The sequence below is a fragment of the Limisphaera ngatamarikiensis genome (assembly GCF_011044775.1).
Classification (GTDB): Bacteria; Verrucomicrobiota; Verrucomicrobiia; order Limisphaerales; family Limisphaeraceae; genus Limisphaera; species Limisphaera ngatamarikiensis.
Window position 1 is genome coordinate 254,160 of record NZ_JAAKYA010000053.1, and the last position, 12,790, is coordinate 266,949.

Below are 12,790 nucleotides of genomic sequence, written 5' to 3' on the forward strand. Positions count from 1 at the left end.
ATCCGGCCGCGGGTGTTAAGTGGGATCCAGGGCTGTGCCGGGATGGGTCCGGGAACTGGATGGCGGGACCTCTCCGTCGGCGGGATGGACGTCGCGGCAGCACCGGCAGATGCGGTGGGCCGGAGGAGCGGTGATCTGAGGCACTGAACAACGGGCCCAAAGCTGAAGGCCAGCAGGCGGACGGGCGGCAGTGCTCCCGACCGAGCCCCGGTGGCACCGGGGGGCCAGCCCTCAGCCACATGGCAATGCAAACGGAACCAGACAGGTGCGCGGAGGCATTGCGCGCCATCGGGATCGTTGGCCAACCCATCCCGGTTGCCGGTGGTTTGCCCCTTGCCGACCAACCTGGCGGGGCTGGCTGGGAGGGTGCCATTCTGATGGCCGGGGTGCCGGCCATGGACGAAGCCGCGGTGGTGGTCGAGCCTGCGGAAGCAGTTCAGGCGGGGACCGTTCGTGGGATGGAATCGATGGCTCGGCGCGTGGCGCGATGGACCGGCTTTCCCCGGTTTCGGTGGGATGAACTGCGGCAGCAGTGGGGAGATTCGTTCTTGGAGGGGCCGGCAGGCCCTGAGGTCACCCCGGCGTGCGGTGTGCCCGGATGGAATGCCGTTGAAGATTGGGTGCGGCGTTCCGGGGTGAACAGTTGGGTTTGGGTGCTCGTGGGCGGCGAGGACGCCCTCTCCCTGGCCAGGCGTCTGGCGATGACGCTGTTCCCTGAACTGCTGTGGGTGGTGTGTTTGCGAAATGGCGGCGGGGCTGCGACCGGGCCCGAGGGGGACGATCGGGTTCGATACAAACTGGACGCACTGGCGGGGTGGGATCGGCAGGCCATGGAGGCGGCGGGCGTGGGCGCGCAGTTGGAGTGGTGGATTCTGGCCGAGGTGGGGGCGGGTCTGCATTGGGAGGGTTGTTTCTGGTCCGGACTTCAGGGGAAGGGACTGCCTTTCCTGCACGGCGCAGTGCCGCCGGGTCGGGCCGTGTTGGGTTTGGATCCGCCGGTGGGACGCATGTTGGTGGGGCACGAGCGTTCGGTGGCCTTGCAACTGGCGCGGTTGACCGTGGAGACGGTGGCGCGGACGGGGCGGGTGCCCACGGTGAATTCCGGTTCACTCCCGCTGGCCTTGTTGGCACCTCGGGCCTGCTTTGTGACCCTGACCCGGCGGGGACAATTGCGGGGGTGCATCGGCCACCTGACGGCCCAGATGCCCCTGTACCAGGCAGTGATGGAAAACGCCCGGAACGCGGCCCTGTATGATTACCGGTTCGAACCCGTGGCACCGGCCGAGGTGGAGGAGTTGACGATTGAAATCAGCGTGCTGACCCGGCCGCGTCCTTTGGAGGCCGCGTCGCCGGAGGAACTGCTGGACCGGTTGGAGCCGGGCCGGGACGGCGTGATCCTTCACCTGGGGGCGCGCACGGCCACCTTCTTGCCGCAGGTGTGGGAAAAGTTGCCGGACCGGCGTCAGTTCATGGCGCAGCTGTGCATGAAAGCGGGCTGCCTGCCGGATGCGTGGCGGAGCCGGGACGCCAGGGTTGAGCTCTACCGGGTGGAGGCATTCAGTGAACGAGAGGCGTGAGGCGCCGGTTTTAAAGGATGCGCGAGGTCCTGCAGCCCCTGCCCCGCGCGGTTTCTGTGTCCCGGGGATGAGATAAAAAACCCCCGGCGGCAATGGACCGCCAGGGGCTGGCCAGGATTTGGACGCTCAGCTCGTGTTGGCCGAGGGCTTTATTTCTTGAACGACCGCATATAGGCGACCAGCGCCTTGATGTCGTCGTCGCTGACGCCCTCCAGGGGTTTCATGAGCGTGCGGCCGTTCTTGTCCTTGAGGCCTTCCTTGATGGCCTTGAAGGCTTCTTCATCCTTCATCTCGGCCTGGACCTTGGGGTCGGTATAGTCTTTGCAGGCGAGTTTCTTGCCCATCTTGGTGTCGCCCTTGCCATCACTGCCGTGGCATTTGGCGCACTCTTTTTCGTAAAGTTCCTTGATCTTGGCCTCGGCGGCCAGACCGTTCACTGCCAGACCGGTTACCAGCAAACCCACCAACCACCAAACGCGTTTCATTGCTGCACTCCTTTCTCGATTCTGTTGCTGCAAGGCCGGGGACCATCGTCGCGCCGGTCTCAGCAGGGGCTGACCACGATGGTTTCGTGGCGGCCCTCGTTTTAAACCCTAGACACTATCGCCGCTCGATGTATTCAACGCTTTTCCGGATTTGCTCGAGAGATACCATTTGTTGCCATGGGCGTGGGAATCTCCGGTTGTAACGGGCTTTTCAGCCGTTAGGGCGATTCCTCGGGTCCGGAGGCTTGAGTCCGGTGGATCGGGCCCGGACTACGGAGGGCGATGAGCTGTGGGGCAAACGGGTTTTGACACGGTGCAAACCGGACCACACCTTGGGGGTGAGACCAGATGAGCATTGTGACGCGGCAGGGGGACGAGGGTTTGACGTCGCTGATGTACGGCGTGCGGGTGCCCAAGGATCATCCGCGGGTGGAGGCGTACGGTGCAGTGGACGAGCTGAACGCGGCCCTGGGATGGGCGCGTGCGCAGGGGGCACCGCCGTGGTTGCAGGATGCGTTGCTGCATGTGCAGCGGGATTTGATCGTTCTGATGGGTGAGCTGGCCACGGACCCCGCGCACCGGGCGCGGTTCGAGGCCGATGGGTTCAGTGCGCTGGGGCCCGGGCATGTGGGGTGGTTGGAGGAGGAGGTGCGGCTTGCGGAGGGTTGCCTGCCGCCGGCACGGGGATGGGCATTGCCCGGTGCGGATCCGGTTTCGGCGGCGCTGGAGTTTTCGCGGACGGTGTGTCGGCGGGCGGAACGCCGTGTGTGTGCGTTGCGCGGGGCGACCGGCGCGGTGAGCGGGACGGTGTTGGTGTATTTGAACCGGTTGTCGGATTTGCTCTGGCTGTGGGCGCGATGCGTGGAGCGGGGGATTACGCCCCGGCCTGCGGCGTCCGGGAATGGCGCGCAGTGATTGAGTCGGGGGCTTGGGGTGCGATTCTGGTTGCGTCGTTGTGTCCGAATAGGGTTTGACTTGGAGTGGGATGCGGCAATAATCGCCCCCGCACGGGTAATCAAACGCAATTATGGCCAAGCTTGTTGTCCTCACAGAGGGGTTCGCCGGGCGTACCTACGAGCTGAAGGGTGAACGGGTCACCATCGGCCGTCTGGAGGACAACACCATTCAGATTTCGGAGCCGTCCGTTTCCAGCCATCATTGCGAGCTTCTCTTGCAGGGGCAGGAGATTGTGGTTCGCGACCTGCAGTCCACCAACGGGACGTACATTGACGGTGAACCCGTGACGCAGGCGGTGTTGAAGCCGGGGCAGGTGTTGCGGCTGGGTGCGGTGGAGATGCGGTTGGAGGGTGATGCTCCGGCGGGGGCACCCGCTGCGGGTGCAGCACCGGCTGCGGCCCCGTCGGCCGCATCGGCCGGGCCCACAGCTGCGACTGCGAGTCAGGCTGCCGCTCCGTCTGCCCCGGGGACGAGGCCCATGGGCCAGACTTCGCCCATTCCGCGCGGGGTGAGTTTGAGTGAGTTGCAGGGTGGGGCGCGACCGGCCGACCTGCGCAAGACGGGATTCGCCAAGAAGGCCGACTCCGGCAGCAAATTGCTGTGGCTTGTGGTTGGGGTGGTGGGGGCGGCGGTGGTGGCGCTGCTGGCGTGGGCGTTGCTGACGATCCGTTGAGGCGTTGAAGTGGAGGGTCCTGCGGTGCGGCTCCGTCAGAGCCCTCTGCAACGACGGGTTGGTGCGTTCCGGATTTGGAATCTGACCGGGCACCCGGTCTGATCTTGCCGAACGGATCTCCGCCGCGACTTCGTCACAGGACGGTGATCCTCCAAACGTACGGAGGAGATTGAACGTGTTACCTTCGGTCGGGGCGTGCTTTTGAGCCCGAGGCAGGTTGCCTGCGGAGGGCTTCGAGGCCGGGGGTGTGGCGTCGGGGACGCGGTTTCGGCCGGCTCTGTGTGGGGGATGGTTCCGGGGTTTTTGTGCCGGGGCGTGGGGCTCGTGGGGACTCAGCGCTGATGAAGCCAGCGGGCCACGTCGGGCGCGGCGTAGGTGATGATGAGGTCGGCACCGGCGCGGCGCATGGCCAGGAGTGCTTCGAGGGTGACGGCGCGTTCGTCAATCCAGCCCTGGGCAGCCGCGGCTTTGATCATGGAGTATTCGGCGCTGACGGCGTAGGCGGCGGTGGGCAGGCCGAAGGTGGTTTTGACCTGGTGGAGGATGTCGAGGTAGGCCAGGGCGGGTTTGACCATCACCAGGTCGGCGCCCTCGGCGATGTCCAGGGCGACTTCGCGGATGGCTTCGCGGGCGTTGGCCGGGTCCATTTGGTAGCTGCGGCGGTCGCCGAATCGGGGCGCCGATTCGGCGGCTTCGCGGAAGGGGCCATAAAAGGCCGAGGCGTACTTGGCGGCGTAGGAGAGGATGGGGAGGTCCTCGAAACCGGCCCGGTCCAGAGCCGCGCGGATGGCGGCGACGCGCCCGTCCATCATGTCGCTGGGTGCAACCATGTCGGCTCCGGCCTCGGCGTGGCTGACGGCGGTGCGGGCCAGCAGGGCCAGGGTGGGGTCGTTGGCGATTCTCGTCGTGTTGCGCCGGTGTTCGACCACCCCGCAGTGTCCGTGGGACATGTACTCGCAGAGGCAGACGTCGGTGATGACCCAGAGGTTGGGATACTCGCGTTTGAGGGCGCGGATGGCCTGTTGGACGATGCCGTTGCGCGACCATGCGCCGCTGGCCTTTTCGTCTTTTCGTTCCGGGATACCGAACAGGAGCACGGCCGGAACACCGGCTTCAACGGCCCGGGCCGTTTCCCGGACGGCTTCGTCCACGGACAGCTGGCAAACGCCGGGCATGGAGGCGACGGGCCGGCGTTCCTTTCGACCCGGCCGGACGAACAACGGCCAGATGAGATGATCGGGCAGCAGGATGGTTTCCGCGACCATGCGGCGCAGGACGGGGCTGGAGCGGAGGCGCCGCATGCGCCGTGTTGGGAATTGACCGAGCACGCTCACGTCCATGGCGCCATTGTAGGGTGGGTTGTCCGTGGGCAAAGGGCAAAAACGAGTCGAATCCGGGACACCCGTGGTGCTGTTGGGACCGATGGCGGTGCGGAGGTTTGGACCGGGCCGGCGCGTGCGTCGGCGTGGGGTGTGGGGCGGTCGGCTTCGGCAGTGTTTGACGGCCCGGTTTGTGGGCGGGGTTTTGCGGGCGTGCGGTGCGGTGGCAGGGTTGGAGGCGCGCGGTTGGGGGTGGCGGCGGTAGCTTGTGGAGGCGGCGGGAATTTGCCACGCTGGGCGGCGATGCTGGGCTGGTGGATGGTGTGTCTGGGTGTTTTGTGTTGCGGGCTCGGTTTCGTGAGGGGGGCCGAGCTGGCCTTCGATTTCGGTCCCACACAGGTGGACCGGGTACCGGAGGGATTTCGCAGTCTGCTGGCGGGTGGCGGGGCGCCGGGCGAATGGCGGGTGATCTGGGACGAGGTACCGTCCGAGCTGCCGCCCCTGTCGGAAAAGGCGCCTGTGGTGAGTCGGCGCACGGTGTTGGCGCAGTTGTCCGAAGACGGCACGGACGAGCGGTTCCCGCTGTTGGTGTATGAGCCGTTGGTGTTTGGAGATTTCACGTTCACGACGCGGTTCAAGACGGTGCGGGGGCAGCGGGAGCGGATGGCCGGGGTGGTGTTTCGGCTGCAGGATGAGCGGAATTTTTACGTGGTCCGCGCCAGTTCTTTAGGGAACACGTTTCGGTTTTACAAGGTTCTGGACGGGCAACGGGGTCCGCTGATCGGTCCGGAGGTGGAGGTTCCCTCGGGGGTGTGGCATGAACTGACGGTGGAGTGCCGGGGTAATCAGATCCGGTGCCTGCTCAACGGGCGCGAGTTGATTCCGCCGCTGACGGATCCCTCGTTTGCGCGGGGGCGGATCGGGTTTTGGACGAAGTCGGATTCCGTTTCGTATTTTGCGGATGCGCGCGTGGTTTACACGCCGCTGGAGCCGCCGGCGCAGAGGCTGGTGGAGGAGGTGCTGCGCCGATATCCGCGGGTTCTGGATTTGCGGATTTATGTGCCGCGTCGGGAGGGGTCGGAGCTGGTGGTGGTTGGCGCGCGGGATCGGGCTGCGCTGGGGGAACCGGGAGGGTCGACCGAGGCGAAGGTGCTGGCCGAGGGGCGGCCGTATTACGTGCCGCGGAAGGATGCGGCGGTGGTGGTGGCGCCGTTGCGGGATCGGAACGGGGATCCGGTGGGTGTGGTGCGGATCTGGTTGGAGCGGCGACCGGGGCAGACCGCGGAGGCGGCGTTGGCCCGGGCGCAACCGATTTTGCGTCAGTTACAGGATCAGGTGAAGTACCGGGCCGACCTGGCCGAGTGAATGCGCGGTTCGGGTCGTCCGGCAACCGCGCGAGGGTGGGAACAGGAGTACCATGGACCAGCCGTTGTTGATACTGGCCTCCGGGTCACCGCGGCGGGCGGAATTGTTGCAGCATGCGGGGTATGAGTTTGAGTTGGTGCGGCCGGAGGTGCCGGAGGTGGAGTGGGACCAGTTGACGCCGGTGGAATTGTGTCAGTTGAACGCGCACCGCAAGGCGCGGACCGTGGCCAAGCATCATCCCGATGCGGTGGTGTTGGGCGCGGACACGTTGGTGTTTCTGGATCGGGAGATTCTGGCCAAGCCGGCCTCGCTGGCGGATGCAGCCCGGATGTTGCGCCGGTTGTCCGGCCGGACCCATCAGGTGGTGACCGGGGTGAGCGTCATGCATCTCCGGGCCCATCGGGAATCCCTGTTTGCGGTGACGACGGACGTGCGGTTTCGGCGCCTGGACGATCGGCAGATCGAGCGGTATCTGCGGGTGGTGAACCCTTTGGACAAGGCCGGTGCCTACGCGATCCAGGAGCGCGGGGAATGGATTATCGAGGAGGTGATGGGGTCGCTGACCAACGTGGTGGGGCTGCCGCTGGAGCGGGTGGAGACCGAGCTGACCCGGTTTGGTGTGCATCCGCGTACGTCGGTGTGAAGGGTTTCGGGCACGGCGGCTGCCCGAGCGGGCCGGGGTGGTGCGCGGTGCGGAACCGGGTTGCGAACGGAGGCCGGCGGGCACCGTGGACGGGTTGCTTTGATCATGAGCCCGCTTTGACCCGCTCCCTGGCCCAGGCGTCCTTCAGGGTGATGGTGAGGTTGAAGACCGGGCGACCCGGGGTGCTGTCGGGGTCGAGGACGAAATAGCCGATGCGTTCGAACTGGTAGCGTTCGTCCGGGCGGGCCGACGCCAGGGCGGGTTCGCACCATGCCTGAAGGATCTGGAGCGAGTGGGGATTCAGGGCGGTGCGCCAGTCCTCCAGGAGATCCGGTTCCGGCACGGTGAAGAGCCGGTCGTAGAGGCGGCACTCGGCGGGCACGGCGTGTCGGGCGCTGACCCAGTGGATGGCGCTTTTGACCTTGCGCTGGGCGTTGCGGCCGCCGGCCTTGCTTTCCAGGTCGGCCGTGCAACGCAGTTCGACGATGCGGCCGTGCTCATCCTTGATGACCTCGTCGCAGCGGATGATGTAGGCGTATTTGAGCCGCACCTCGCCGCCGGGGCGGAGGCGATAAAACTGGGGCGGCGGGTTTTCCATGAAATCGTCCTGTTCGATGTAAAGTTCGCGGCAGAACGGCACGGACCGGGTTCCGGCGCCGGGATCTTCCGGGTTGTTGATGGCGGTGACTTCCTCGACCTGGTGTTCCGGGTAGTTGGTGATGACCAGGCGCAGGGGGTGCAACACCGCCAGGCGCCGCAGGGCACGGCGGTTGAGGTCATCCCGGATGGCGTGCTCGAGCACGGCCATGTCGGTAAGTCCGTCGTATTTGGTGATGCCGATGCGATAGGCGAAGTTGCGGATGGCTTCGGGCGTGACGCCGCGGCGGCGGAGGCCGCGGAGGGTGGGCAGGCGGGGGTCGTCCCAGCCGCGGACGTGGCCTTCGCGGACGAGCTGGAGCAGCTTGCGCTTGCTCATGACGGTGTAGGAGAGGTTCAGGCGGGCGAACTCGTACTGGCGCGGTCGCGGCCGGGGGAGGTCGAGGTTTTCCAGGATCCAGTCGTAGAGGGGCCGGTGCACTTCGAATTCGAGGGTGCAGATGCTGTGGGTGATGCCCTCGATGTAATCGCTGAGGCAGTGGGCGAAGTCGTAGGTGGGGTAGATGCACCAGGCGCGGCCGGTGTGATGGTGTTCGGCGTGGCGGATGCGGTACAGGACCGGATCGCGCATCCAGACGTTGGGTGAGGCCATGTCGATTTTGGCGCGGAGGGTGCGGGAACCGTCGGGGAACTCGCCCGCCCGCATGCGCTGGAAGAGGTCGAGGTTTTCCTCGATGGAACGATTGCGCCAGGGGCTTTCCCTGCCGGGTCGGTCGGGGGCGCCCCGGTACCGGTCGGTTTCCTCGGGCGACAGGTCGCAGACGTAGGCTTTGCCCTTGCGGATGAGCTGGAGGGCGAACTGGTAGAGTTGCTCGAAGTAGTCGGAGGCAAAGAAGGGTTCGAGGGTGTCGTCGTCGGATCGGCCCACCACGGGTGGCAGGTAATAATCGGTCCGACCGTTGACGGTGGTGGTCTGCGGGGTTTGGCCCCGCGGTTTGAGGCCCAGGCAATGATCGGCCCAGCCCTGGATCAGCCAGCGCACGTCCTCGTGGATGGCCTGGACGTATTCCACGTCCTCCTTGGTGGGGTTGGTATCGTCCATGCGGAGATTGCAGATGCCGCCGAACTCCCGGGCGATGCCAAAGTTGAGGCAGATGCTCTTGGCGTGGCCGATGTGGAGGTAGCCGTTGGGCTCGGGCGGGAAGCGGGTATGGACCCGTTCGTACCGTCCCTCGGCCAGGTGTTGGCGGACGATTTCACGGATGAAATCGTTGGGCGGCGCCTCCACGGTGTTCTGCGACTCGGCTGTCGGTTTCGTCATAAACGGCGTTCAGGCTATACAGGGGTTGGGTTCCAGGGCAATGCCCGGCGCGGAGCCGCGGGGGGAACGGACCTGTGGAGAGGGCTGGGTGGGCCGGAGGTGGCCTCTTGCCAACCGGGGCCGGACAGGGTACATATGAGGTGTCATTCGGCGTGCCCGCGTGGCGGAATTGGCAGACGCGCTAGATTCAGGTTCTAGTGGGTAACACCGTACAGGTTCGAATCCTGTCGCGGGCACCAGTTTTCTTTCTTCTGTCCCGGACAGCTTCCCTCCTACTGGTTGGCCAAGGGCTTCACTGGGGGCCATAAGTTGCCGGGGAGCAGACGCGTCTGCAGGCCGGGAGGGATGGAATTGCGCCGTGGTCCCACTGAGCGAGGGCGGTTTCGGCCATTGCGATTGAAGGTTGCTGGCGCGGGGTCGGGTGGAACGATGCAGCCCTTGGAGATGCGGGTCGGCGGGGCTAAGGTGGGGTTGCGATGAGTCAGGTCGAGAGTCAACCAAATGTCGTGGGCGGTCCATCGGCAGGTGGGGATGGGTCCGTGACCGTTCTGGCGGTCACGGGCATGAACTGCCAGGGCTGCGTGCGGAAGGTGACCGAGGCGTTGGAATCGGTCCCCGGCGTGCGCGCGGTGACGGTGGAACTGGCGGGCGGGCGGGCGGTGGTGGAGTGGGCCGCAGAGGCGGACCCGGCGGCCCTGGTGACACGCCTGGAACGCGCGGGGTACAAAGCGCGGCCGGTTTCGGGCGCGGGTGACGAACCGGTCGGCCCGGTGGCGCAACGCTGGCAATGGAATTTGTGGGTGGGTGTGGCGGCCACGATTCCATTGGTGGCGGGTGAATGGGTTTTGGGGTTGGGGATGGTCCGATGGTTTCAGTGGCTGGCGTTGGGGTTGGCCACGGTGGTGCAGGTGTTTGGCGGGGCACCGTTTTATCGGGGGGCATGGCGGCAGCTGCGGGTCCGGCAGGCCAACATGGACACGCTGGTGGCGCTCGGTTCGACCACGGCGTATGCGTACAGCGTGTGGGTGTTGGTGAGTGGCCGGGGCGGGCACGTGTATTTCATGGAATCGGCGGCGATCCTCACGCTGATCAGTTTGGGGCATTGGCTGGAGGCGCGGGTCGGTGCCCGGGCCTCGGCGGCGTTGCGAGCGTTGATGGAGTTGCGGCCGCCGGTGGCGCGGCGGTTGCGGTCGGGGGCGGGGCCGGGCGCGGCCGGCTCGGGTTCGGAGGACCTTGTGGAAGAGGTGGTGCCGGTGACCCGGTTGCAGGTGGGCGATTGTGTGGTGTTGCGACCCGGCGACCGGGTGCCGGTGGACGGGGAGGTGATCGAGGGCGGCTCCGCCGTGGACGAGTCCATGCTGACGGGCGAGTCCGAGCCGGTGTGCAAGGCGCCGGGGGCGAGGGTTTTTGCAGGGACGTTGGTGCTGGATGGGCGCCTGATGGTGCGGGTGACGGCCACGGGCAACGGGACGGTGCTGGCGGAGATCATCCGGGCGGTACAACGGGCGCAGCAGAGCCGGGCCGAAATCCAGCGTCTGGGGGATCGGGTGAGCAGTGTGTTTGTGCCGGTGGTGATCGGTTTGGCGTTGGCGGCCGGTTTGTGGTGGGGGTTTTGGCCGGAATCGGCCCGTGCGGTGCACGATCGTGTGGCGGGTTGGTTGTGGCCGGTGGCCGCGCCCGAGGGTGCCGCTGCCGGGTTCATTGTGGCTGCGGCGGTGTTGATTGTGGCGTGTCCCTGTGCCATGGGGCTGGCGACCCCGGCGGCGATCATGGCTGCGGCCAACGCGGCGGCGGCACGGGGCATTTTGATCCGGGACGGTGTGGCTTTGGAAAAGGCGGGTCGAATCACCACGGTGTTGTTTGACAAGACCGGCACCCTGACCGAGGGACGGCCGACGGTGCTGGCGGCGGAGTTGTTGGAGGGGAAGGCGGAGGATGCCTGGTTTTGGGCGGGCCGGGTGGCCGAACGATCCCTGCATCCGGTCAGCCGCGGGGTGGCGGAGTTTTGTCGGGCCCGTGGAGGGTTGGGAGGGGGCGGGTCGGGTTCGGTTTCGCTGGTGGAATGGCGCGAGGTACGCGGTTCCGGGGTGGAGGCCCGCCGGGCGGACATGACGGTTGCCGGCACGGATGCGGCACCGGCGGTATTGCGACTGGGGTCGCTGCCGTGGTTGGAAGCCGCGGGGGTGGATGTGGAGCGGGCGCGGACGTTTTCGGAGACCTGGGCGCAGCAGGGTGCCACGGTGATCGGCTGGGCCGAAGGGTCGCGGTTGTTGGCGTTGTTTGCCCTGCGTGACACGCTGAAGCGCGGGGCGGACACGGTGATCGGGCGGCTGCATCGAATGGGGTTTCGTGTCGGGATGATCACCGGCGACCGGGTGGAGGTGGCCCGGGTGATTGCAGGGCAACTGGGGTTGGACGGTGCGGAGGTGCTGGCCGGGGTGCGGCCGGAGGAGAAGGCGGCGCGGATCCGCGCGTTGCAGGCGCGGGGCGACCGGGTGGCCTTTGTGGGGGACGGGATCAACGATGCGCCCGCGCTGGAACAGGCGGACCTGGGGATTGCGGTGGCGCGGGCCACGGACATCGCGCGCGAATCGGCGGATATGATCCTGTTGCGGGCGGATCTGGAAGCGGTGCCGGAAGCCCTGGGGCTGGCCCGGGCCAGCCTGCGGACGATTCATCAGAACCTGTTCTGGGCGTTTTTCTACAATGCCGCGGCGGTGCCGCTAGCGGCGCTGGGGTTTCTGAGCCCGATCCTGTGCGCGCTGGCGATGGGTTTGTCGGACCTGATCGTGATTGGCAATGCGTTGCGGCTGCGGCGCTGGCGGCTGGCGGTGCGGTGAGGAGGCGCGGTGCGTGCCTAGCGGCCGGTGCGCGCAGGGCAGGTGGAGGGAGTCGGGGCCTGCGGTGGTTCGACCGGTTCACCCAGGCGGGCTCGCAACAGCTGTCGTAATCTTTCAGGGGAGGGGACGGTGATGGTTCGGCCCTTGGCGATTGCCAGGCCCTGTTCCCGGAAGCGGGCCAGCGTGCGCGAGAGGGTTTCGCTGACGGTGCCCAGTTCAGCCGCCAACACCCGTTTGGTCACGTCGAGCTGTATGGTCACGGGTTCCTTCGTGTTGGCGGGGCAACGCCTGAGCAACCAGTTGGCCAGGCGGGTTTCCACGTCCTTGAGCCCGAGATCCTCCAGTTGGCCCACCAGGGTGCGCAGGTGCAGGCTCATGGAAGCGAGCATGCGCAGGGCCAGCTCCGGGCGCCGCCCCACCAGATGAAGGAAACCGTCCTTGTCCACGCGCAGGACCTGCGCCGGCTCGACCGCCCGGGCGTCGGCAGGGTAACCGCCCGGGGAAACGAGGGCGGCCTCGGCAAAGGTTTCGCCGGGCCGAAACACGCAGATGACCTGCTCTTTGCCCGCCGGTGTGATCCGATGCACGCAAATGGCGCCGCGTTGCACGATGTAAAAGCCCCGAGCGGGCTCGCCCTGGCGAAACAGGTACTGCCCTTTCTCCAGCGGGACAGCCGTGGTGATGGCCGCCACCGCATCGAGGTCCTCCGGCGGCAGCCCGCCGAACAACCTCGTCATGCGCAGCGTTGCCACGATGGCAGCCTGTTTCAAATCTTGCCACGGTTCGCTCATGAATCTTGCGATGGTTTCCGAGGAACCCGCCGCCATTGGCGCCCCGGCCCGGTGACCGTCCGGCGCAGGGGCACTCCTCCGCGCCCGCCCCCTTGGTCCGCCGGCGCGGCACACGATACTCCGCGCAATCCGATCCGGATGCCGTCAGGGGTCGCAGCACCGGCGTGGCCGTTTTCGTGAAACCATTTCGGCTGATACTCTGAATTCGCCGCGGACCGCCTG

General features: G+C 66.7%; 10 protein-coding genes and 1 tRNA gene. 7 read left to right on the forward strand and 4 right to left on the reverse strand.

Going from position 1 to position 12,790, the window contains the following annotated elements:
- Nucleotides 1-458 precede the first annotated feature (458 nt).
- Nucleotides 459-1,577 (forward strand): AmmeMemoRadiSam system protein A, encoded by a 1,119-nt coding sequence (amrA, locus tag G4L39_RS08930; protein ID WP_165107578.1) that lies wholly within the window; start codon nucleotides 459-461, stop codon nucleotides 1,575-1,577.
- A 149-nt stretch (nucleotides 1,578-1,726) separates the two neighbouring features.
- Here the strand turns inward: amrA and G4L39_RS08935 are convergent, their stop codons facing one another.
- Entirely contained in the window at nucleotides 1,727-2,062 is a 336-nt protein-coding gene (locus G4L39_RS08935; protein ID WP_165107579.1) for a c-type cytochrome, read from the reverse strand.
- Nucleotides 2,063-2,410: 348 nt separating this feature from the next.
- On the opposite strand from G4L39_RS08935, the gene G4L39_RS08940 reads away from it, so the two are divergent.
- Together G4L39_RS08940 and G4L39_RS08945 are read left to right on the forward strand one after the other, a co-directional pair.
- On the forward strand, nucleotides 2,411-2,977 hold the full coding sequence (locus G4L39_RS08940) for a cob(I)yrinic acid a,c-diamide adenosyltransferase (RefSeq protein WP_165107580.1): 567 nt from the start codon (nucleotides 2,411-2,413) through the stop codon (nucleotides 2,975-2,977).
- Nucleotides 2,978-3,089: 112 nt separating this feature from the next.
- The gene (locus G4L39_RS08945) at nucleotides 3,090-3,692 is read left to right on the forward strand and encodes an FHA domain-containing protein (protein WP_165107582.1); all 603 of its coding nucleotides are present in this window, start codon (nucleotides 3,090-3,092) and stop codon (nucleotides 3,690-3,692) included.
- A gap of 332 nt (nucleotides 3,693-4,024) precedes the next feature.
- Here G4L39_RS08945 and hemB read toward each other — a convergent pair whose 3' ends face one another.
- On the reverse strand, nucleotides 4,025-5,032 hold the full coding sequence (hemB, locus tag G4L39_RS08950) for a porphobilinogen synthase (protein ID WP_165107583.1): 1,008 nt from the start codon (nucleotides 5,030-5,032) through the stop codon (nucleotides 4,025-4,027).
- Between the two features lie 282 nt (nucleotides 5,033-5,314).
- On the opposite strand from hemB, the gene G4L39_RS08955 reads away from it, so the two are divergent.
- Both G4L39_RS08955 and G4L39_RS08960 read left to right on the forward strand, forming a co-directional pair.
- The gene (locus tag G4L39_RS08955; protein WP_165107584.1) at nucleotides 5,315-6,376 is read left to right on the forward strand and encodes a 3-keto-alpha-glucoside-1,2-lyase-like domain-containing protein; all 1,062 of its coding nucleotides are present in this window, start codon (nucleotides 5,315-5,317) and stop codon (nucleotides 6,374-6,376) included.
- Nucleotides 6,377-6,428: 52 nt separating this feature from the next.
- Nucleotides 6,429-7,019 (forward strand): Maf family protein, encoded by a 591-nt coding sequence (locus G4L39_RS08960; RefSeq protein ID WP_165107585.1) that lies wholly within the window; start codon nucleotides 6,429-6,431, stop codon nucleotides 7,017-7,019.
- A 103-nt stretch (nucleotides 7,020-7,122) separates the two neighbouring features.
- Here G4L39_RS08960 and G4L39_RS08965 read toward each other — a convergent pair whose 3' ends face one another.
- Nucleotides 7,123-8,937 (reverse strand): glutamine--tRNA ligase/YqeY domain fusion protein, encoded by a 1,815-nt coding sequence (locus G4L39_RS08965; protein WP_165107586.1) that lies wholly within the window; start codon nucleotides 8,935-8,937, stop codon nucleotides 7,123-7,125.
- A 154-nt stretch (nucleotides 8,938-9,091) separates the two neighbouring features.
- On the opposite strand from G4L39_RS08965, the gene G4L39_RS08970 reads away from it, so the two are divergent.
- Together G4L39_RS08970 and G4L39_RS08975 are read left to right on the forward strand one after the other, a co-directional pair.
- Nucleotides 9,092-9,176, forward strand: a tRNA-Leu gene (locus G4L39_RS08970).
- A 237-nt stretch (nucleotides 9,177-9,413) separates the two neighbouring features.
- Nucleotides 9,414-11,777, forward strand: a complete 2,364-nt coding sequence (locus tag G4L39_RS08975) for a heavy metal translocating P-type ATPase (RefSeq protein ID WP_205880894.1) — start codon at nucleotides 9,414-9,416, stop codon at nucleotides 11,775-11,777.
- Between the two features lie 17 nt (nucleotides 11,778-11,794).
- On the opposite strand, the gene G4L39_RS08980 is transcribed toward G4L39_RS08975, so the two are convergent.
- Nucleotides 11,795-12,568 (reverse strand): Crp/Fnr family transcriptional regulator, encoded by a 774-nt coding sequence (locus G4L39_RS08980; protein WP_165107588.1) that lies wholly within the window; start codon nucleotides 12,566-12,568, stop codon nucleotides 11,795-11,797.
- Nucleotides 12,569-12,790 lie beyond the last annotated feature (222 nt).

Excerpts from the sequence above, each read along its gene's own strand:
- amrA (WP_165107578.1), top strand. The coding sequence starts at position 459 with ATGGAATCGATGGCTCGGCGCGTGGCGCGATGGACCGGCTTTCCCCGG.
- G4L39_RS08935 (WP_165107579.1), bottom strand. The coding sequence starts at position 2,062 with ATGAAACGCGTTTGGTGGTTGGTGGGTTTGCTGGTAACCGGTCTGGCA.
- G4L39_RS08940 (WP_165107580.1), top strand. The coding sequence starts at position 2,411 with ATGAGCATTGTGACGCGGCAGGGGGACGAGGGTTTGACGTCGCTGATG.
- G4L39_RS08945 (WP_165107582.1), top strand. The coding sequence starts at position 3,090 with ATGGCCAAGCTTGTTGTCCTCACAGAGGGGTTCGCCGGGCGTACCTAC.
- hemB (WP_165107583.1), bottom strand. The coding sequence starts at position 5,032 with ATGGACGTGAGCGTGCTCGGTCAATTCCCAACACGGCGCATGCGGCGC.
- G4L39_RS08955 (WP_165107584.1), top strand. The coding sequence starts at position 5,315 with ATGCTGGGCTGGTGGATGGTGTGTCTGGGTGTTTTGTGTTGCGGGCTC.
- G4L39_RS08960 (WP_165107585.1), top strand. The coding sequence starts at position 6,429 with ATGGACCAGCCGTTGTTGATACTGGCCTCCGGGTCACCGCGGCGGGCG.
- G4L39_RS08965 (WP_165107586.1), bottom strand. The coding sequence starts at position 8,937 with ATGACGAAACCGACAGCCGAGTCGCAGAACACCGTGGAGGCGCCGCCC.
- G4L39_RS08975 (WP_205880894.1), top strand. The coding sequence starts at position 9,414 with ATGAGTCAGGTCGAGAGTCAACCAAATGTCGTGGGCGGTCCATCGGCA.
- G4L39_RS08980 (WP_165107588.1), bottom strand. The coding sequence starts at position 12,568 with ATGAGCGAACCGTGGCAAGATTTGAAACAGGCTGCCATCGTGGCAACG.